This window comes from Paenibacillus sp. O199 (genome assembly GCF_001636635.1).
GTDB classification, from domain to species: domain Bacteria; phylum Bacillota; class Bacilli; order Paenibacillales; family Paenibacillaceae; genus Paenibacillus; species Paenibacillus marchantiae.
This window is the reverse complement of the sequence record NZ_LGRP01000023.1, coordinates 47187-67622: the sequence shown is the minus strand read 5'-3', so window position 1 is coordinate 67622 and position 20436 is coordinate 47187. Positions and strand designations below refer to the sequence as shown.

Below are 20436 nucleotides of genomic sequence, written 5' to 3'. Positions count from 1 at the left end.
GCATGCACAACTTTTTTGCCAAAAAGAGAATCACGGCTTTCCTCTTCATTCTCGTGCTCGTGACATTCTCTGTCCTAAATATTATTCAATCCTTCGGGCCGATCCAAAAGACACTGGCTTCAGCGGACTTCCATTATTCTGAAGCCAAAGAACTGATTCACGAACTGGATGACGACATTAATGAACATGTCTTCGATAAATTCGGCTTCGTGGAAGCGTATGGATATATGCAGTCACTCATGTGGAAGAACGAGGAGAACAACTTCGAGGTCGTAAAAGATATGGAGGGCAAGCTGCACTATACCTACTTCGCTACAGGGCCGACGGATACGAAAGATCTATCGGATCGGGTTGCTGCGCTGGGAGCACATTTGGACCCCAAAACAAAGCTGACCTATGTGATGACACCAGACAAATACGTACGTGGGTATACGCAGTTCCCGGAAGGCATTCCTTACAATTATAACAACGAAACCGCCGATGGCTTTCTGGCCAATCTCAAGCAGGATGGCATTGATACGGTGGATCTGCGCGAAGGGCTGTTGGAAAGTGGCATTCCGGCAAAGGATCTCTTTTTCACCACGGATCACCACTGGAAAATTAAAACCGCGTTCTGGGGCTTCGGCCAGCTCGTGAATCATCTAGACGGCATGTACGACAAGCCGCTGGACCCGGATCATTATTTCACGGACTTAAATAACTATAATGTGGTTCCGTATCAGGACATTTTCATTGGATCACAGGGTCGAAAAGCCGGGAAATACTTTGCTGGTGACGATGACTTTGACCTGATTTATCCGAAGTTCAAAACGGACTATTCCTTTTACTTCAAAACCGGCGAGACGGAAGCCACATTGAACGGCCGCTTTGAGGATGCTCTGCTTACGACCTATCCGCTGAATGTGCAAGGAGCTACCTATGATCTAACCGCTGACAAGTACTTTACGTACCTGTACGGAAATCAGGGAATTGTTCATGTGGTGAACAAAGACAAACCGAACGGACTCAAGGTACTGTTCATCAAGGACTCTCTCGCAGTGCCGATGATCTCCTTCCTGTCGACTGTCGTGTCTGAGATTTATCTGATTGATCCACGGTATTATACGGGAGACATCATGGATTTCGCTAGCAAAACCGACCTGGATCACGTCTTTGTGTCGATATCACCGCAGGATCTCGTGGATGAACTTTTCCCTTACGGATCGAAAGATTAACTCGGTGAAGGATCATACTTTACCACTACAGTGGCAGAACAATCTTCCGATCACTGTTATCCCCAGATTTCTTTTATCCCTTTTTATTAGGGAGAAATCCGGTGATAAAGGTGAACGCTTCGCTTCTCCAGATTCTTTCTGCCCCCTCCGTTCCGGTATGATCTTGTAGTCAAACACAAGAAAGGGTACCCCACAGCCAATGATCTGGCAGACAGGGTACCCTTTTCTTTTTGTAATCCAAAAGAGATAGAATCAGTTTCGTTCACGCTGCGCCTTTTGTTCCTTATAATATTGCAAAACGTCACGAGGGCTGCCTTGAAACGCTCTTTCCTTGCCATATGCATACGCCAGATCCAAATTTGCAAAAGCCTCATCATGCTGCTCTAGCCTCATGCAGACTACACCCAGCTCAATCCACGGCCCGGTATTAATATCCGAACCTCGGGTTTGCAGTGCTAATTCAGCCCACGGCTTCGCCAGTGCGTACTGCTCCAAGTCCATATGTGCATTCACGTGACAGGAAGCGATCCAGCTTGCTATTTCCCAGTCGGTCTTCGGCTCGGGCAACATCCCCCAAGCATGGTCATAATAGATCAGGGCTTGCTCATGCTGCTGGGTTTCATCCAGAACATTGCCTGCTTCTACCGTTTCAATAATTTGTCTCTCCAGTTCGGGATGTTCCGGTGTCAGCTCCTTCACTCCGTAACCTCCTCCTCCAGTTCGAAATACCATTCCAGAAAGCTATTGAAGCTCGCCCACTGCGGTGTACTTTCACCGCTCAGGAAACGTTCGATCGACTCACCAAGCTCCACCAGAGCCACATCTCCCGTTTGACGGTTATAAAAGAACCCACCCTCTCCCTCAAAGCTGTCCAGTGGGATGTAGGCTTCTGGCAATCCCAATGTGAGTTGAGCCACCGTCATGTCCTCCACATAAACGGTGTTTTCCATAACCCAGCAGATCTGATAGATTTCCTGATGTCTGCTGTAAAAGGTCGGACCATCATCAGCATGCAAATAAAAATGTGCAAACTCAGATTCAAGATCAATACCCAGTTTACGTAAAGCTTCTTCATACTCTGCTGGCACATCTTCATGCCACCAGCCCTGATTTTGACAATAATCAATCACTTTATTGGATAACATATTAAGCCTCCTAATGAATCGAACATGCTGCAGCCATGATGAGTAAACCCTCTGGTACTAGTATATTTATCTATATAACGATATTACCAGGCCTGTTATTCGTTAAATCACGACAAAGGTTTAACAGGTATCCATACTTGAGGAGGAAGACCCTGACCTCGGTATACCTCAAGTTCCGGAATTCCCGCGTGCTTGTAAGGGGTCGCTCCATACCATTCGCTCATAATATACTTCCACAACCGCTGTATCGCTTCTGGCGCCAATTCATCGGCTTCGAACACCATCCAGTGGGACGCGGGAATCTCTATTGAAAACAAACCCTCAGGCACTTCCCCGGAGTGTGAGGTTGCGATCCAATATTCCATTTGATCGCTGTGTAATTCCCTCTGATCTATACAAATGCCGACCAAACCGGAGACGGCCCCGTTATTAAACTCGTTTAAACGATCTTCTATTCCGTCCGCCAAAGCTTCCTGCCACATCTTTGGAATCTCTCTCAAATTCTCGCCATCCACACAAGAGAACGTTCTTTTAATGCCTACGAAAGTTAGGGACTGCTGTTCAATCAAGTTATCTTTCACATTCATGGAATGGGCTCCTTTCAGATCAAGTGCAGAACGATATGGAGTGTGGTTACCCATCACCCATTCATGAAATAATTGGTGAGCGCTGCTGGCATCCGGAGCCATGAAGAGATACGTTCCTTCCACCTCTCGGCGGCTCAGCTTGGAATCAAAAAGCTCCCGATCCTCTTCTTCATTCAAAACAATTCGGTACGTCCCATCTTCCTCTCGGAAACCGATCGCGTGCACATTCGTATTTTGTTTATAATATCCCAGCTGCAAAACGGCTGGTTGTTCTTCTGCCATTTCCCCTGTGGAGATCGGATTAGGAAACTCCTCGTCAAATCTCTCTTCTTCCAGCACGATGCCCTTAAAGAAACCATCAACCACTCTGCCCAGACAATCCACCATGAGATTTGCATATTCATAGGGAAACTGTTGGATTTCGTACACATCCCGATCCGAATGATGCCATTGCAGATGCTCCATGATTTTGGAATACGTGAAGCTAACGGCGCTCGCCATTTCCCGATCCAACGGCTGGTCCGCGGTAAGACGGGTCAATTCCACAATACTGTTCACATACTTCCAGAATAACAACTGGTCGATGCGCGCTTCCTCGTGCAACATGTACAAAAAGGTATTCTCCTCTGCACGCGCATTGCGCAGCAGTTCCTGAAGCGATTGTTCCATATACAATATATCCTCCCGGGTTTTACTATAAATACTGTATCAAAAGAGCAAGACGATTGGAAATGGGTTCATGCATAACCAGCCTTAGTTTCCTTATTCTGGTGCAACTTTACCTTCATTCTTTCGTCTAATGATTAACTAACAACGAAGGAGATGACTATGCGAATAAGTTGCAGTCCCGGTTTCCCAGGGAACATGATTGGGTCAATTGATCTTCAACCTACCAAGTTTAATATGGGTGTTTCAAGCAACAGCGAGATTACTCATCACGTTAACGCTGAACTCATTGCCATTCCCTATATGGAAGATCCCGAATTCGGATCATACTTTGATGCGATGAAGATGATGAAGGGAACGTACCAGGAAGAGTTTCACGTAAGTTATGATGTGGAATTTACGATTGATGTGGATAAAAAGGGGTACATCACTCAGTTCGAGCATACCTTTGCACTGAATCGTTACCTTGATCTTGTACGGACACAGTCCTATAAAGTGATTAAGACGAATTGGAAAGCACGTTCCTTCCATGTCATGACCTACAGTTATATGGAGGAAGTGTGTAACCCGAACAACGTAATCTTCAAATGTAACCATGCAGATGATGTTTTCGTTGTAGCCGATCTTGTCCCCTATTCTATCGGTGGTGTTGTGGAACAGCCCCATCATCGCTACCTTCAGCTCCGTGCATTAATCTCGGCGAGAGACGATCTCTACCCGATCGACTATATGTGTGAGCCCCATTTCGATCTTAGTATCTAACCATAAGTCCTACATCATTTGAATACAGCAAAGAGCACAAAGCGTTCCTGACTTATCCGGATCACCTGTGCTCTTTTTGAATATAGGTTCTGTTTACCAAAAAAAATTAAATCTCAGGGGTGGTTACATGGATTTCCGAGAAGATACACGCGAAGAAAAAAGAGAACGTTTGAGACAAGAAGAATTAAAGGGAAACCCCATGGGTACGTTTGGTGATGGCATAAATCGTGCTCAATTTGGAAGCTTCTCAGATTTAGTTGGCGGGTTGGGATGGAAAGGCACTGGAATCCTCATTATATTATTGATGATAGGTTATGTAATTTATAAATTAGTGTTCTAGATAAGGATTGGGATAACTATGCATTCTTCGTTATTTGAATAAAATAAGCGTATTCAAAACTTTCTATCGAATACGCTTATTCGTTTGCAGAAAATACTCAACCATTTAAGCACTCAAGTCTTTCTTTTCTTCCTTTGCCACCAGCTTCTTGTGCTCCCACTTCTCAATCCAACCCCCAACCCGGATGAAAAAGAAAGCTACCGCCATCGAAAAGGTCACAATTCCGTAGAAACCGGCGCCCGTACCAATACCGACCCCACCTGCAAATAGGATCATTGCTGCAGATGTCAGACCTTTCACTTCAAATCCGGCCTTCATAATGAGCCCTGCTCCGAGAAAGCCAAGGCCCGAGACGATTTGAGCCGCCAGACGCATTGGGTCCATCATCGTTCGGTTATGCAGCTGTCCGTACACTTCAACACTCTCAATGGATACGATTGTAATGAGTGCAGAAGCGACCGTGACAAATGTATACGTCTTTACGCCTGCCGGTTTGTTCTTATGGGTCCGATCGAATCCGATTAACAGCCCAAGCACAGCACTGATCAGAATTCGAACATAATATTCAAAAGGTACAGAATTGCCCATCCAGGATGTAAACGTTATCATATTTAACCTCACGACATCCGAAACTCATTCTTGCTAATTCTTGATCGAGGAACAAGAGTTTCTTTCTATGATTTTGCTAGGCACAATCTTGTTATTCTCGTACGATCCCTCTAGAATACCCAGCTTATGCATGAGCAGCCTTACCGACTGAACACCCAGCTCAGATGGTTGCAGATCCATTCCCGTCAAAGAGGGTCTTACCTGGTGCATCATGGACTGATCACCGCAGATGACAAACAAAGAGATATCTTCCGGCACACGCAGACCCGCGTCGTTGATGGCATTAAGGGCGCTAAATGCAGTACGATCGTCGTCTGCGATAATGGCCGTAACCCTCCCCATGGGATTCTTCACATTATGAAGTGTCTCATCATAGCCGTATTTAATATACTTGTCTGAATGAATACCCGGTTTATAATGAATCATTCCGGGCTGGATCATCACACCATGCTCCTGCAGCACCTGGACGAACTCTTCCGACCGTTCAATGGAAACCGTCATCTGCTCCCCGGCGTTCAGGAACATAATGTTCCGATGACCCAGTCCGAGCAGATAATCGCAAATATCGCGCATAACCTGTTTATTATCGTTATTGACGGTAGAAACACCCTGAAGTCCCTTGTTAATGATTTTGCCGATCGTGACAAACGGAATGTCATGCTGATACAGCAGATTGATCCGGTCATCCTCTTCTGTAGGTCCCAGCACAATGGCCCCGTCAATAGGATAGCTCGCAAGTGAAGGTGTCTTCACCTCTTCGGCAGCAATCATGTCCAGAAGCACCCGATATCCGTAATTGGAAGCTTCCAGAATGACACCATTGATAAACTGATTATGGAACACGCTGAAAAAGAATTTGCCGTGCGGAATCGTAAGCCCGATCGCCATTGTTTTCTTGGTGACCAAGCTTCTTGCAATATGATTCGGCACGTAATTCAATTCCTTCGAGATTTGCAGCACTTTCTCGGTTACCTTTTTGCTCGTTGGCCTTTTCTGGCTGAATACGTTGGATACCGTTCCCTTGGATACACCCGCCAGACGGGCTACATCATCAATCTTTGCCATTAGGAACAACCTCTCCTCAACACTAGTTCGATTTCGTGCTCGCGAGTTCAAAGATGACTGATGGTATCGTCAGGTTCATGTCGTTGGTTAGGATGTCCTGGAGTGCATCTCATCCTCAGTCTCGATTGGAACGCCGCGAAGCTGAAGCTGCTCTGCATAATGACAGGCAGCAAAATGATTATATCCTACTTCACGGAGTTCAGGAACGTGCTGGATGCATTTATCCGTCTTATACGAGCATCGGGGATGAAAATGACAGCCGCTTGGCGGATTGGCCGGATTCGGTACTTCCCCCTCCAGTATAATTCGTTCTTTTTTAAAATCCGGATTCGGTTGGGGCACGGCTGACATTAGCGCCTCCGTATAGGGATGCTGAGGATTCGAGAACAATGATTCCGTTGTCGCCAGTTCCACAATTCTGCCCAGATGCATAACTGCTACCCGGTCGGAAATGTTCTGTACGATGGAAAGATCATGCGAGATGAAGATATATGTGATCTTGAATTGCTCCTGCAAATCTTTGAGCAGGTTGATAATCTGAGCCTGAATCGATACATCCAGCGCAGAGACCGCTTCATCACAGACAATCAGTCTGGGTTGTGTAATCAGCGCACGCGCAATGGCTATCCGCTGCCGCTGTCCTCCCGAAAATGCATGTGGGTAACGTTTCAGGTAACCTACATTCAGACCTGTTTTCTCGGCAATCTCCATCACTTTCGCTTCTACCTCAGCCCTGCTCAGCTTAAAGTTCGCAATCAGCGGTTCGGCGATAATATCGAATACGCTCATCCGGGGGCTGAGTGAGGAATACGGGTCTTGAAAAATCATCTGGATATCCTTGCGATATGCTTTGATCTCTTTGCCCTTCAAGTTTAGGTAATTCACTTCTTTTCCATCTTCCGCATGATAGACTACACTGCCTGAAGAAGCATCCACACCTCTAACGATACAGCGTCCGAGCGTCGTTTTTCCACATCCAGATTCCCCGACAATACTGAGCGTCTCCCCTTCAAGGAGTTCAAATGAAATTTCATTCAAAATATGAATGGGTTTAGGCTTTTTGAACAGGGCTTTTTTGGATTTGACCTGAAAGCTTTTGTTCAGGTTGAGGACTTCAAGAATGGGTTTGGTCATTATGCTTCTCCTTCTCTCTGGTCCGCGTACAAGAAACATCTGACCATATGCTGGTCGGAAATCGCGGTTTTCGGTACAACTTGTTGATTACATACGCCTTCAATTCTGTCCTTGCAGCGATCATAGAATCCGCACATTGGAGGCATGTTAATCGGCATCGGAACGGAACCTTCGATGGAATCCAGCCGTTTGCTTTTATTCCCTCCCAGTCTAGGCATCGATTTAAGTAACCCTTTCGTGTAGGGATGCTTCGGATTGTTGAAGATTTCCCTCATTGGAGCCTGCTCAACAATTCTTCCGAGGTACATCACCGCAACCTCATCACACATCTCGGCGATAATACCCAGATCATGGGTCACCAGCAGAATGGCCATGCCAAACTCCGCCTGCAGGCTTTTCATAAGTTCGAGTACCTGAGCCTGAATGGTCACATCGAGCGCCGTCGTGGGCTCATCCGCAATCAGAATTTCGGGGTTACAGGACAATGCCATGGAGATCATCGCCCGCTGACGCATACCTCCCGAGAATTCATGCGGATATTGATCGAAACGCTTGGCCTGATCGGAAATCCCGACTTTGCTAAGCATCTCTAACGCGATTCTTTTGGCCTCTTTCTTATTCCTCGTCTGATGAATTCGGATCGCTTCCATGATTTGATTCCCGATGGTATACATCGGTGAGAAGGCCGTCATCGGCTCCTGAAAGATCATCGAGATTTTGCGCCCACGGATGGAGCGGATCTGCTTGCCCGTCGGCTTAAGAGACAAAAGATTCAGACCATGGAGAGTCGATTCAGAGTCGGAATTGTAAGTGATTGTTCCACTCGTTTCACATTCCTTGGGATTGATACTGATGATCGATCGACTTGTCAGGCTTTTGCCGCAGCCGGATTCCCCCACAAGCCCAAGGGTTTTGCCTTTGTATATATTGAAGTCGACTCCATCCACGGCATTCATGACGCCATTTTCCATCTGAATCCGAATCTTCAGGTCTTGAACGGACAGTAAAGGTTGCTCCTTCTCAACAGCTTGAGTTGCCATGCTATCCCCTCGCTTGCCTAGTATTTGGACAATTATTTTTTATACGGATCAGCCGCGTCGCGCAAACCATCGCCGATGAAGTTATAGGTCAATACAGTCAGAATGACAAAAGCGAGTGGAATGAGCTTCCATGGATACAGGGCCACATTTTCAATTTTTTGCGCCTCCTGAAGCAGCACACCCCAACTGGTTGCCGGCGAACGAACGCCCAGACCGAGAAAGCTCATAGCCGTCTCACCCAGAATCATGCTCGGAATCGCCAGGGTTGTCGCCACGACTAAATAACTCATGAAGCCTGGCAGCAGATGTTTGACAATAATCTTTGCGTCTCCTACACCAGCGATCTTTGCAGCTATTACATAATCTTCATTCTTCAACGAAATGAACTTGCCTCTGACCACCCGTGCCAGATCCGTCCAGCCAATAAATGCGAAGATGATCACGATGTATAAATACATGGTCACGACCGGAATACGTGGCGGAATTGCAGCGGATAGTGCCATCCACAACGGCAGCGTCGGAAAGGAACGTATGATTTCGATGATGCGCTGTATCATGGAATCAATCCAGCCGCCAAAATAACCGGAGATGCCTCCAATAATCAAACCCAGAATAAAGCTAATGCCTACGCCGACCAGCGGGATGCTTAGTGAGATTTGACTGCCCAGCACGATCCGGGAGAACAGGTCACGCCCCATACCGTCCGTACCCAGCAGGAATATCCGCCCTGGCTCATCTACAGCGAACAAATGCGTCGACATGGGGATCAGACCAAGAAACTTATATTCTTCTCCCTTTACAAAGAACTTGAAGAAATGCTTTTTTTCGGTATCCGGGACAAACATTTTACGCAATGTTTCGGGGTCACGCTCGCTCTTCAATTCATATACAAACGGCTTGATGTGAAACTTGCCGTCCGCATCAACGAATCGAAGTCCCATTGGCGGGGCATTCACATATTTGCTGTCATAGCTTTGCAGCCCATACGGCGCGATAAACTGTGCGAACAGTGCGATGATGTAAAATGCGCCCAGAATGTACATGCTGATCCGGGCCAACTTGTGTTTCTTGAATTTCTGATATATCAGCCGCCACTGCGAGCTGTATACAGTTTCTTTTGGTGCTGATGTAACTGGGACTGCCGGCCTTTGACCTTTAAATAACGGTAGTGGTCTCATCATTAGGATCCTCTGAACTCTGTACGTATTTTGGGATCAAGCCAAGCCAGCAAAATATCGGAAATCAATGTTCCGAGAACCGTCAGCAAAGCCATGATCAATAAAAAGGTTCCAGCAAGATACATGTCCTGACCGAGCAATGCATTATGCATAACTGGCCCTTGAATCGGCAGGTTCAATACGATTGCTGTAATGGTAGCGCCGGTAAAGATGGAGGACAGTGACCAGCCAAAGGTACTCACAATAGGATTCAAGGCTGCACGTGTCGGATACTTGAACAGGATTTGCATCTCTGATAAGCCCTTGGCGCGGGCAGTAATAACATTCGGTTTGTTCAACTCATCGAGCATTTGTCCGCGCATGATCCGAATCAGATCCGCAGTACCCGAAAGTCCGATAACAATAACCGGAATCACCATATGCTGCATTAAGTCTTTTACCTTGTCCAGGGACCACGGCGCATTCACGTATTCGTTGGAGAATAAGCCGAGCAATGGATTACCGAACCACTTATAGGAAAAGAACATGAGAATAATGGCTAACAAAAAGTTGGGCGTTGCCATTCCGATAAAGCTCAGGCCGGAGAAGAAATAATCGCCCGCAGAATACTGCTTTACCGCCGTGTAGATCCCAACCGGAATCGCGATTATATAATGAAAAGCCATTGTCACCAGCGAGACGACCAGAGTCAGTCCCATATACTGCTGGATCACCGCCATCACCGGTTTGTTGTAGTTGAATGAGAAACCAAAGTCTCCATGCAGGATTATTTTCTTTACCCAAACGAAGTATTGTTCATAGATTGGCCGATCGAGTCCCAGATTCGCCCGCATGTCATCCATCTCAGCCTGGGTCATGATATCGCCGGAAGCGGACATCTTGGCCGAGTAGGAGGATACGTAATCGCCAGGTGGCAATTGAATAATGTAGAAGACGATAAAGGAGATCACAACAACAACAGGAATGGCCAACAGGATTCGTTTTAAAATGTATTCAAACATCTATTCCTCTCCTCTGCACCGCGTGAATGATACAAAAGGAAACAATAGCAAGGATAAATCCCTTCCTCACTATTGTTTACCTGAATGCTTCACCAGCTATTGCTTGATGAAAAATTGTGCCGGATGGCCTTGACCCAGCGAGCGATACTCATCGGACCAGATAAGATCCGTAGGGATGTTATGAATTTTATTCGAGGCTGTAATCAGCACCGGAGTTGGTCCCGCATATCCGATTACCCACTGATTCTTCTGGTGCAGTTTCACGATCTCATTGCTATACTGATTGATTTCATCCAGTGTCTTGCTTGCTTTCACTTTTTCCCAATACTCAAGGATTTTAGCGACATCCCCTTCAGGTTTGACACCTTCCTTGCCGCCAGATTGACTGTATAAGCCGTAATGGCCGAACCATGGTGTGATCACACGGAGCGGAACCATGGTATCCGGTCGGAAGGCTACGTTGACGACAGAAATATTCTCGGTAGTCATCGGAATCTTGTTGGCATATTTCATATCAAAATGTGTGCCTCCGTCAACCACTTTCAGGTTCGTTCGCAGACCCATATCCTCGTAATATTTCTTAAGCAATTCAAGGAATGGTGCTGTATCAGTCGTGCTCTCAATCACCGTAAGCGTCAACTCGGAACCATCAGGGTTCAGACGGAAGTTGTCTTTATCCCGCTTGTTCAAACCTAACTCGTCAAGAATTTGGTTAGCGCGTTCAGGATCGTATTCCGCCCACTGCTGGGCCCACCCTTCCTGATAGCCCATTACGCCTTCCGGTACAGAAGCTTGAATCGGTTCTCCCAGTCCACTGGTGACAATCTCAGACACCTGGTTACGATCCACCCCAATGGAGAGTGCTTCCCTGAACTTGATGTCCTGGAAGAGTTTGCGGAGATTCGGATCTTCCGTAGTCTGGTTTAACTGTACTCCCGCGCTGGACCAAGCTGGTTGTGTCCAAGGGATGATTCGGTAGTCACCTTTTTTCTCATTCTCTTTCAGTACCGTGAAGTCTTTGGAATCAAAGATCACCAGGTTGTAATCGCCGGCAAGCGTTCCAAGTACCTTTTGGCTCGGATCTTGAATCTTAGTCGCTACAATCCGGTCAATATACGGAAGCTGTTTACCTTCTTTATCTGTTTTCCAGTAGTACGGGTTGCGCTCCATGACAAACTGATCGCCATTAGGATCATTGGTTGGAACCCATGCCCGGAGTGTAGGAATCTGGTAGTGCAGCCAATCCGTATACCCGGTTTCCATCAAGAATACTTTGGGATCTTCATAGCCCCATTGCTTCGTAATCTCCAATGTTTTGGCATCCCCTACGAACTCAGGAAGAATGGTTTTGTGAAAGTGTGCAGGAGCGAAGAACCACTTGTTATCGATGGCCACACGTTCCAGAAAGAGCACACTTGGATATTTGTGAGTTACGGTAAACGTGTAGTCATCCACCTTCTTCACTTCAGCCAACGCTCTGTCCCCGGTAACAGGGTCAACGGAATAATAAGCGTCATAGATCTTTTTACCAAAGGTCTCTTTGGTCAACATATGCTCCCAATAAAAGAGAACATCATCCGCTGTGAAAGGAACACCGTCGGACCATTTCATGCCTTCTCGCAAATGGATGGTGAACATGGTGGAATCATCATTCACTTCATAGCTCTTGGCTACGTTTGGCTCAACCTTGTTTCCTTCCTTGTTGAAACGGAACAGCGCTTCCTCTGTCGGTTGGCCTATCCCCCACTTATCAGGAACACCAGTCCAAGGCATGTTCCAATCCCCACCATATTGCCCGATTTCCTCGACGACCTCTTCAACCATAATGTCTTTGGAAGCTGGCAGGCGCTCAGCCAGGGCAGGCAATTTACCTTCATCGACAAGCTTTGCCAGCATCGGGGCTTCTTTGGCACTGTTGTCCGTAACAACAGGTTCTTTCACTGTTGATTCCTCATTTTCGTTGTTAGACGAAGATGCAGAGCATCCCCCTAGTAATGTCGTGATTAGGACAAGAACAATTAACAAGTTGCTTTTCCTTTTCAAGCTAAACCCCTCCACGTTTGGATTTGCCATTAACTTGCCTGAATATGCTCTGGTTGGCGCTCACCTCCCTAACGAAATAAACCCTTTATGTACAGATGTAGATACAATTAAACCGGTTTAATTTTTATGCAATAGAGGTTCTCAATCGGGAAAACATCTCATAGAATTAAACCGGTTTAATTGACATATAAGAAAATGTAAACGCTTTATTTGTATATAATACATGGATGACTACGTTCAAGCAATAGGGATTTTACAAAAAAATTCTGTTTTTTCAAATTCATTTCAGAAACAGTTCCGAACAGTTCAGATCTGCTCAAACAGCATCCTCACTCACAAATCCAAGTATAGATTCCAATTGTACTAGGATTATTATCCGATCATCAATTTTTGGTAAAATTCTACATCAACTTCTCTTATTTGCGGTTTGCAGCTGTATTTAGTCGAAAGCGGAATTTGGCATCCTCGCCGTACCACATTGGGAAATTGGTGCCCCAGATATTGTTATGCAGATTAAATTGCCATCCGGATTCAAGCGAAACAAACGAGTTGTCGAATTGCAGCAATCTTCTCTGTCCAGGTGCGACCAAAGCGGAATCCAGTGCTTCAATAGAGGCCTGACCATCTGTGCCCTCATAGAATACTCCCTTGTCTACAGCATGCAGATTGCGGTTGCCATCTTTTACAACATTCAACGGAGAGATTCGTCCTCCAAGCTTGTCCATCATCCACAGATTGGGGTTATCCACCTTCAGTCCGCATCCAAACCAACTGGCCTCTGGAAGACGATTCGCTTCTTTTCCAAACCATTGCAAGCTAACCTCTACCACTCCTGCCTGTGAAAACGTATATACCAGTTCCAGTTCCTTGGGTGCTCCGTACAATTCATGACTTTCTGTTGGCATGGACAACTGGAACCCATACGTATCGCCATGAGCATTGCCTGACTTGTGCATATCGGTCACGATTGGCAAGTACACCTGATGGCTTGGCAGCGGGCGCACAAATTCAAAGCCAGGTTTACTGAAATCGGCATCCGCCCAAGGATGTGTCACAGGCAAGTTCTGCATATAGGTACGGAAATACCTGTCGTAATCCTCCGTCCCGAAAGTTTCATAGGCATAGGCTCCGAACGGATGCTTCGCGTCCACCCAATTCTTTTCCTTCTCGTCCGTCAGCTGAATCAGTGCACCATTGTTATTGAAGGCCAGCTGGTATCCGCCACTGCTATAAACTTGATGACTTGCCGAAGATACGATGTCGGAAGATACACTTTTAACTGGATTTAGTTGTTCAAAAGCTTGCAGCGCTTCCTTCTGCTTGTCTTCGCTCAGGCACGCCACAGCCGTGTCTAAATATCCCCGCTGTTCCGCCCAAGAGCTCTCTATCATGGAATAGGTACGGCGACTCGTCTCCGAAGAGAATAGTCCGCTGGAATGACTGTCGAACTCGTCCATGGCGAAGGCACCGATATATTGAAATTTTGCAGGAATATCCTCCACATCGACGTCGTTCATTTCCCGTGCGCGGTTGAAGTCAGGCTTGGCATAATTCCGGAAATCCGGAAGCCATTTCTTCACATCAAGCCCCCACGTATGCTCCACAACCAGCAGCATGGCATCACTCATACCTTTATATTCAGCGCTTGCCGGATCGATCCGGCCTTCGGTCAGCCACTTGTCTCTTAACCGCTGCAACTGGCGGAATCGGGCTATTTTAAGCGGGTCGGTACCTCCTCCGTGAATCCAAGTATCCCCGAGCTCTTCACATACAACAGGTAATTGGTCCCGAACCTGATCAAGGTGCACTGCAAATGCATCAAGAGACGAAGCCATAATCTCTGCATCGGGGTATCGTTCCTGGATATGCTGGAATTGTTCACGAATCTCTTCTGCGCTTGGAGGTCCGCAATTGTCGCCCGTATGGGCAAACAACAAGATATCATCGATACCTTCAATTTCGACTGCCTCTCCGTAGGTGTCCGCATAATTGACAATGATCTCACTGCCATCCGCTGCCTGCCATCTGAACAGTTTAGGCACATCCGGGCGCATGGAAGCTGGATTAACCCCAAGATGCATATACCGGATACCCACTTCATTCATCAAAGGCACCATAGACAGGGTATGACCGGGTACATCCGTCATTTTTGCTGCAATGGTCGTTTTACCAAATTGTTTATCCAGCTCCAGTCCGATGGACAATCCGTAGCGAAATAATGAGGGGTCCATCAGCTCGGTATGCGTTGTGAACGGTAATCCATGCCATACGATATGACCCTTGTGGATCGCTTGTTCCATGGCCTGTTTACCCTCTTCGGACGCATGATTCAGATAATGACGGATCATCCAGGAACCCGTGGTCCATATGAACTGCTCTCGTCCTCCCTCTGCTTCCAACTGCGCGGACAAAGCGATAGCTTTGGGTACATACTCTTCCATGTACCGCTTTACGACGTTTTCCGCCAAGTGCGTAAATCCGATATCCAGGTGAGTTTTAAAAACAACATGTACTTTTTTACGGTTAGTCATGGTTGTCTGAGCCTCCGTTATTAGATTCACAGTTAATACTGTTTATTTGAACAATAAGCATGGAAGACCCGCTTCATGTGAAAGCGAGTCCCCTCGTTAATCATCGCCTAATCTAAAATAACATCATTCGTTAATGCGCCTTTTTCCTGCGGTCCTGTTGGTCCTCCTGCAAGTAGAGGCTGACCAAAGAAGGAGCCTTGGGACGGATTTCCAAATCTATAGACAGACAAGCTGTTCGGATTACTGTAATCCCTGTCCAGCCATGATGGCCAAGCATTTCCCAGACCATTACCTGTTCGAGTATTCGGATAATACTGAAAAGCCTGGATATTGTTCCAGGTATCCCATGCCGTTCCCTGATTCGTCACATCAATCAACTGGGTTACGACGAGTTCCTGATAGACATGATTACCAGGATCTTTCCACATCCCATGGGAACCAAACGCGGAATACGCAACAGGATGTGTATTGTTTACTTTGTCCACTTCACCCCAAGAGTAGGTTGTACCGAAAGAATGCGCGCCATAGTAAACTTGAACCGGCTTCACATAGTTACTGTTCTGATCAGTGAACTTGGCCAATCTGACCGTGACCCGCTCCCAGTCTCCGACATGATCTCCCACTTCCGTACCAAACACCGTTTTCCCAAGATCATAGGGACTGAACTGGAAATATACCAGATCGATGTTGTTATACTCCTTCTCCACCCAAAACGCATAGATCGGCGCATTAGCCAGATCGCCCGTAAAATAAGGTAGTTTCAGGGTATATGGATTCAATTCCGTTTTGGTCTTAAATTCATACAAACCTGAACCTGGATTCACATAGCGATCCACATGCGGCAGGGTATGTTCTACCGAGGACGGGAAATAAACTTCGCCTTGGGCAAACCAGATCTTGGGAGCAAAGGTTTGCAATATTTCACGCTTGGCTGTGTCACTGTAATCGTTACCCGGAACGGCAACCGAGGTGGCATCGAGCGGCGAGATGGCTTCAACCTTCAGGCTCGATACCGAATCATTGATATCTCCGCCAACATAGATCGCATCTGCGGTCAGAACCTTGGAATATCCAGCGAAATTGTAGTCTTTGTACAATGTGACCTTATACCCTGGGGCTACCCGGAGTGCAGAGATGGCATCATTGCCTACTCCAGCCTTCAGTTCATCCACATTATAGCTGCCGATATCAAACTGCTGCTCAAAACCTCCATAAGGCGAATTGGAATATGCGATAACTGGTTTATTGGGGCCTCCGATCTTCTCTACTTTCAGACTGGAGGTCGCGTCGTTAAAATCATCAAGCCATCCCGCATCGCCGGTCAGCGTTTTGGTATCACCGGAGAAATCTTTGTCACGATACAGGGTCAATCGATATCCCGGAGCTACCTTTACCGAAGATATTTTGTCGTTGCCAACCACGTTAAGCTGATTCACATTGAACTGGCCAATCCCAAACGGTTGGGAGCTGCCTCCAAAATCTCCATCCTGGTAAACCGTTACGGCGTTGTCCTCTTCCGCCTGCGCGGGTTGCGCCAGTGGAAAGAAAAGAGATAATGCCAAGAACGAAGCTGCAAGCAAGGATTTGATTGTCATATTCGGGCTCCTCTTCGAATAATGATTTCGATTATTGCCAACGTTCGTACGTTACATTTCTTTTGGCTCTGCAGGTCATTTCCCAGGATGTATGGTAGCGCTTTCCGGAATATCCTCCCTTCATCCTTGAAAGATAAGTGGCATATCTTCACACTAATATATGTCATTGACATATACAATGATATAAATGTAAATTTTTCTCCAAATAAACTTCATATAACTACTATTATTTACATTATATTTGCATAAAACGGTAACAAACATAACAAATTTTGCATTGTTGAGTTTGAATATGATAGCGAACCACATATGTCACTGACATATAAAAAACCTTCCTTTTCATTAAAACGAGATAAGGAAGGTTTAAATGGCGGAACCGCATCAACACTCATTGATTAAGATTACGTACGGAGCTTCGTTCGATGATGGTTGTGTTTACCTTGATGGATAAAGCCCCTTCTCTGGAATTCTCCATACGTTTGCACAGCAAATTCACTGCTGCCTGTCCAAGCTTCTCTGTCGTTTGTCTTGCCGTAGTCAGTGGCACGGGCAGCAGACTCGCCAACTGGATGTCGGAAAAACCAATGATGGACAGTTCCTCAGGTACCTGCTTGTGGATGGATAAGGCCGTGTACAGACAAGAAGTCGCGATATAATCATCCGCACAGACAACGGCTGTCATTGCGGGATTACTTTGAATGAAATCCTTGAGTTGCAGATTCGGCCCATTCAGGTTGAGCATGTAATCCTCTGCACAATCCAGGCAAATATTGCGACCGTTAACAGGCAGTGCGTAGTCCAGCATGGCCTGCACATAACCTTTATAGCGGTCCTCCCGGCTCGTCACTCCATCAAACGGCATAGAGATATACCCAATTTCCCGATGTCCTCTATCAATCAAATATTCCGTCAAGTTGTAGGCTCCCTGATAATGGTCATGGTACACACAATCAATATTGACCTCACGAAAGATCCGATCGATGATTACCAAAGGATAATTCAGCAGATTAAGCTCGAGCACCTTTTCACTGCAGCGTGTTCGTCCCCTTGGAAACAGAATAATTCCATCGATTCCTTCCTCGTACAACTCTTGTAGGCAGAAGCTCTCATCCTCTTTATCCGTAGTAATCCGAATGAGCAGCTGGCACCCGGATTTACGTGCTTCCTGCTCGACGGATGCAATAATTCTGGCTACGTAATCATCCATATTGGGGAACAGCAGGGCAATTTTTCGCTTTATAAGTTTCTTGTCTGTAGTTACATTCCCCGATAATGACTCCTTACCCGGCCCGCCCAAATAATCACCCGACACAAATGTCCCCCGCCGCGCCAACCGATAGACAATACCTTGTTTCTCCAAAATTTGCAGCGCAAGCTTGGCTGTCATACGGCTGACAGAATACAGTTTGGCGAGCTCGCCTTCCGATGGCACGGGATCATGTGGCTGCAATTTCCGGTTACGAATTTCTTCCATCACCAAATCGGCAGTTTGCAAGTACAACAACGGCTTCCGATGTGGTTCCTCCATGTGAACACCTACCCCAGTTCCGGATTTTACGATCATTCTATCATTTTCTCATGTAAAAAAGTAAAAATAGCCCTTGAGCAGAAGGTAGAATGACATTCGATCCTTCTGCTCAAGGGCATGCAAGCAAACATTTATTTATTTGACTTCGGCATTTAGCCGTTCAATAAGTTCAAGCAGCTCCAACGGTTCACCAACTGTGTGAGTTGGACGTTCTGTTTCATCCAATGGCTCATGGGGATAACGTGGCGTCCAGCTCTGAAAGATGCTGGTGATGCCAAGTGCGTTGGCTCCCTTCATATCACGACTCAGGTTATTGCCAATCATCACTGTTCTTGAAAAATCCCCTTCGGACAAATCAAGGGCACCAATTGCTGCCTTAAACATCCGCGGGCTTGGCTTGCTGGCTTTTATATTTTCCGAAATAATCATTGCGCTAAAATAATCATGAAGTCCATGCTGCTTAAATACGTTCTTGAAGGATTGTGCATCGCCGTCAGCAACCAGGGCCAGCGTGTACCCTTTTTCATGAAGCTTCTGAATCGTAATATCCGCACCCGGAATCAGATCCGCACTCAGAACAATTCCCTCTTCGTCCCGAATCTCGGTCGATTCATCAACAATGGTATCGCCGCTGTCAAAAAAGATAATTAACTTTTTGTCGTCCATGTTCGTTATGACCGTCCTCTTCATTCAATTGGTGAAACGAATTGCCGGTTTCCACTTGACCATGTAATCCAACATTGATGTTTTAATAAAAGGTATAGCGCTTAATCTAATGTTACAATGGAGGCGAATAAAAAATCAATCATTATTTCGTTGCACTTATGCAGAGGCCAGATAATCATCTTGACCGAAAAAGTACTGAGGATCAATTTGCCGGTAGTTGGAGGGGCTGCTGCTGACCAAACTGTTTTGCTTTTACTGCCATCGATTTATCCAGCCTTGCTCTTAATCCACTCATCCATTCCGGCTCATGCGCCCATTGTTCTGCCCCAGATCGAAGCACACGTACATAACCGTACAGATTGGCAAAGCGACGAAATGCTGGGAACATCGACTCCATATCATAGGCGTCTCCTGCTTCTTTCCAATACCCTTGCAAGAATATTTGCTTCTTCTGTTCCCATTCATCCGGCTGAATTTCATCCCGTAAACTATCCAGACTCTGCTCCACATCCATTGCGTACCAGTGGTACATGGCGTCATCGAAGTCAATGGCGTAACAGGAATGACTCTCCTCGTCATAGAAGACATTATCCAGTTCAAAATCATAATGAATTAACCCGAAGTTCTGCTGTGTAACGGGCCAATTTGCAAAATAATTTCGGAGAACTTCTACCTCATTGAGCGCCGCATTCTCGCCAGGGAACTCCCCCAGAACGTCCTTCATCCAATCCAGTACATCGATATATGTCCAGCGTTTTGCCTGTTTGGGTGTGTATTCACAAGATAAACGATGTAGCTTACCCAATGCCTCACCCAAGCTGTGCACGATCTGGTCATTTATATCGATACTGCCCATCTGGTTACCAGGAACTCGTTTGAATACAGAGGCATAATACATTCCCCAAGGCGTATGAGCCACTACCAGCTCTTTTCCTGCATGGGAAGGTACTGCTTCCATGGCGCCATATTGATTTAGTTTAAGATAGGACAGGAACTCCAACTCCGCTGCAAGATTGGTTTGATTTTTCTCATCTACAGGGGCAAAACGAAGCAAGTAAACCTCTCCCTGATCCCTGAACGGATACACGGCATTGGAGGATATACGATAATACTGGAACATGTCCAGTGACTCCGGATCATAACTCCAGTTTTTCAAAATCATCTCGGCGAGATCGTTATTATGGAATAAATATTTAAGTTTTAACATGGGCATATCTCCTTAGTGGTCATTTAATATAGAACGCTTTAAGCGTTCCGAATCCTATTTTGCGCGCAAAAAGCCGCAGGCTATGCCTGCGGCTTTAAAAATTCTGGATACACGGGGTTTACTTG

General features: G+C 46.3%; 18 protein-coding genes. 3 read left to right on the top strand and 15 right to left on the bottom strand.

Annotated features, from left to right (window positions below; all coding sequences use genetic code 11):
* Positions 1-2 precede the first annotated feature (2 nt).
* On the top strand, positions 3-1214 hold the full coding sequence (locus A6049_RS24550; RefSeq protein ID WP_063567165.1) for an alginate O-acetyltransferase AlgX-related protein: 1212 nt from the start codon (positions 3-5) through the stop codon (positions 1212-1214).
* Between the two features lie 252 nt (positions 1215-1466).
* Here A6049_RS24550 and A6049_RS24545 read toward each other — a convergent pair whose 3' ends face one another.
* The 3 genes from A6049_RS24545 to A6049_RS32720 all read right to left on the bottom strand — a co-directional run bounded on the left by A6049_RS24545 (position 1467) and on the right by A6049_RS32720 (position 3615).
* Complete coding sequence (locus A6049_RS24545; RefSeq protein WP_063567164.1) at positions 1467-1913, bottom strand: hypothetical protein; 447 nt, start codon at positions 1911-1913, stop codon at positions 1467-1469.
* Positions 1910-2359, bottom strand: a complete 450-nt coding sequence (locus A6049_RS24540; protein WP_063567163.1) for an SMI1/KNR4 family protein — start codon at positions 2357-2359, stop codon at positions 1910-1912. The genes A6049_RS24545 and A6049_RS24540 overlap by 4 nt, the downstream gene beginning before the upstream one ends.
* Positions 2360-2466: 107 nt before the next feature.
* Positions 2467-3615 (bottom strand): effector binding domain-containing protein, encoded by a 1149-nt coding sequence (locus A6049_RS32720; protein ID WP_090811848.1) that lies wholly within the window; start codon positions 3613-3615, stop codon positions 2467-2469.
* A gap of 159 nt (positions 3616-3774) precedes the next feature.
* On the opposite strand from A6049_RS32720, the gene A6049_RS24530 reads away from it, so the two are divergent.
* Positions 3775-4374, top strand: coding sequence for a hypothetical protein (locus tag A6049_RS24530; protein ID WP_063567162.1), 600 nt, complete (start codon positions 3775-3777; stop codon positions 4372-4374).
* 127 nt (positions 4375-4501) lie between these two features.
* Entirely contained in the window at positions 4502-4714 is a 213-nt protein-coding gene (locus A6049_RS24525) for a DUF6366 family protein (RefSeq protein WP_063567161.1), read from the top strand.
* Positions 4715-4819: 105 nt separating this feature from the next.
* Here A6049_RS24525 and A6049_RS24520 read toward each other — a convergent pair whose 3' ends face one another.
* From A6049_RS24520 to A6049_RS24465, 12 genes are all read right to left on the bottom strand, one after another.
* The gene (locus tag A6049_RS24520; RefSeq protein ID WP_079697238.1) at positions 4820-5323 is read right to left on the bottom strand and encodes an MgtC/SapB family protein; all 504 of its coding nucleotides are present in this window, start codon (positions 5321-5323) and stop codon (positions 4820-4822) included.
* 33 nt (positions 5324-5356) lie between these two features.
* A complete protein-coding gene (locus tag A6049_RS24515; protein WP_063567160.1) occupies positions 5357-6388 on the bottom strand; it encodes a LacI family DNA-binding transcriptional regulator in 1032 nt (343 codons plus the stop codon).
* An 87-nt stretch (positions 6389-6475) separates the two neighbouring features.
* Positions 6476-7522, bottom strand: coding sequence for an ABC transporter ATP-binding protein (locus tag A6049_RS24510; RefSeq protein ID WP_063567159.1), 1047 nt, complete (start codon positions 7520-7522; stop codon positions 6476-6478).
* Positions 7522-8562 (bottom strand): ABC transporter ATP-binding protein, encoded by a 1041-nt coding sequence (locus A6049_RS24505; protein ID WP_063567158.1) that lies wholly within the window; start codon positions 8560-8562, stop codon positions 7522-7524. The genes A6049_RS24510 and A6049_RS24505 overlap by 1 nt, the downstream gene beginning before the upstream one ends.
* Before the next feature lie 32 nt (positions 8563-8594).
* Positions 8595-9743 carry an ABC transporter permease gene (locus A6049_RS24500; RefSeq protein ID WP_240321533.1) on the bottom strand — a complete coding sequence of 383 codons (1149 nt, stop codon included), beginning with the start codon at positions 9741-9743 and terminating at the stop codon, positions 8595-8597.
* Positions 9743-10741 (bottom strand): ABC transporter permease, encoded by a 999-nt coding sequence (locus tag A6049_RS24495; RefSeq protein WP_063567156.1) that lies wholly within the window; start codon positions 10739-10741, stop codon positions 9743-9745. Before A6049_RS24495 ends, A6049_RS24500 begins: the two co-directional genes overlap by 1 nt.
* Positions 10742-10837: 96 nt before the next feature.
* The gene (locus tag A6049_RS24490; RefSeq protein WP_240321532.1) at positions 10838-12784 is read right to left on the bottom strand and encodes an ABC transporter substrate-binding protein; all 1947 of its coding nucleotides are present in this window, start codon (positions 12782-12784) and stop codon (positions 10838-10840) included.
* A 416-nt stretch (positions 12785-13200) separates the two neighbouring features.
* Positions 13201-15315, bottom strand: a complete 2115-nt coding sequence (locus A6049_RS24485) for a DUF5054 domain-containing protein (RefSeq protein WP_063567154.1) — start codon at positions 15313-15315, stop codon at positions 13201-13203.
* A gap of 107 nt (positions 15316-15422) precedes the next feature.
* Complete coding sequence (locus A6049_RS24480) at positions 15423-16910, bottom strand: Vps62-related protein (RefSeq protein ID WP_063567153.1); 1488 nt, start codon at positions 16908-16910, stop codon at positions 15423-15425.
* A gap of 388 nt (positions 16911-17298) precedes the next feature.
* The gene (locus A6049_RS24475; protein ID WP_240321531.1) at positions 17299-18474 is read right to left on the bottom strand and encodes a GntR family transcriptional regulator; all 1176 of its coding nucleotides are present in this window, start codon (positions 18472-18474) and stop codon (positions 17299-17301) included.
* 99 nt (positions 18475-18573) lie between these two features.
* On the bottom strand, positions 18574-19104 hold the full coding sequence (locus tag A6049_RS24470) for an HAD family hydrolase (RefSeq protein WP_063567152.1): 531 nt from the start codon (positions 19102-19104) through the stop codon (positions 18574-18576).
* Between the two features lie 202 nt (positions 19105-19306).
* Entirely contained in the window at positions 19307-20311 is a 1005-nt protein-coding gene (locus tag A6049_RS24465; RefSeq protein WP_063567151.1) for a phosphotransferase enzyme family protein, read from the bottom strand.
* Positions 20312-20436: the final 125 nt, after the last annotated feature.

Excerpts from the sequence above, each read along its gene's own strand:
- A6049_RS24465 (WP_063567151.1), bottom strand. The coding sequence starts at position 20,311 with ATGTTAAAACTTAAATATTTATTCCATAATAACGATCTCGCCGAGATG.
- A6049_RS24475 (WP_240321531.1), bottom strand. The coding sequence starts at position 18,474 with ATGATCGTAAAATCCGGAACTGGGGTAGGTGTTCACATGGAGGAACCA.
- A6049_RS24470 (WP_063567152.1), bottom strand. The coding sequence starts at position 19,104 with ATGGACGACAAAAAGTTAATTATCTTTTTTGACAGCGGCGATACCATT.
- A6049_RS24510 (WP_063567159.1), bottom strand. The coding sequence starts at position 7,522 with ATGACCAAACCCATTCTTGAAGTCCTCAACCTGAACAAAAGCTTTCAG.
- A6049_RS24520 (WP_079697238.1), bottom strand. The coding sequence starts at position 5,323 with ATGATAACGTTTACATCCTGGATGGGCAATTCTGTACCTTTTGAATAT.
- A6049_RS24550 (WP_063567165.1), top strand. The coding sequence starts at position 3 with ATGCACAACTTTTTTGCCAAAAAGAGAATCACGGCTTTCCTCTTCATT.
- A6049_RS24500 (WP_240321533.1), bottom strand. The coding sequence starts at position 9,743 with ATGATGAGACCACTACCGTTATTTAAAGGTCAAAGGCCGGCAGTCCCA.
- A6049_RS24485 (WP_063567154.1), bottom strand. The coding sequence starts at position 15,315 with ATGACTAACCGTAAAAAAGTACATGTTGTTTTTAAAACTCACCTGGAT.
- A6049_RS24530 (WP_063567162.1), top strand. The coding sequence starts at position 3,775 with ATGCGAATAAGTTGCAGTCCCGGTTTCCCAGGGAACATGATTGGGTCA.
- A6049_RS24525 (WP_063567161.1), top strand. The coding sequence starts at position 4,502 with ATGGATTTCCGAGAAGATACACGCGAAGAAAAAAGAGAACGTTTGAGA.
- A6049_RS24515 (WP_063567160.1), bottom strand. The coding sequence starts at position 6,388 with ATGGCAAAGATTGATGATGTAGCCCGTCTGGCGGGTGTATCCAAGGGA.
- A6049_RS24495 (WP_063567156.1), bottom strand. The coding sequence starts at position 10,741 with ATGTTTGAATACATTTTAAAACGAATCCTGTTGGCCATTCCTGTTGTT.
- A6049_RS24540 (WP_063567163.1), bottom strand. The coding sequence starts at position 2,359 with ATGTTATCCAATAAAGTGATTGATTATTGTCAAAATCAGGGCTGGTGG.
- A6049_RS24480 (WP_063567153.1), bottom strand. The coding sequence starts at position 16,910 with ATGACAATCAAATCCTTGCTTGCAGCTTCGTTCTTGGCATTATCTCTT.
- A6049_RS24505 (WP_063567158.1), bottom strand. The coding sequence starts at position 8,562 with ATGGCAACTCAAGCTGTTGAGAAGGAGCAACCTTTACTGTCCGTTCAA.
- A6049_RS32720 (WP_090811848.1), bottom strand. The coding sequence starts at position 3,615 with ATGGAACAATCGCTTCAGGAACTGCTGCGCAATGCGCGTGCAGAGGAG.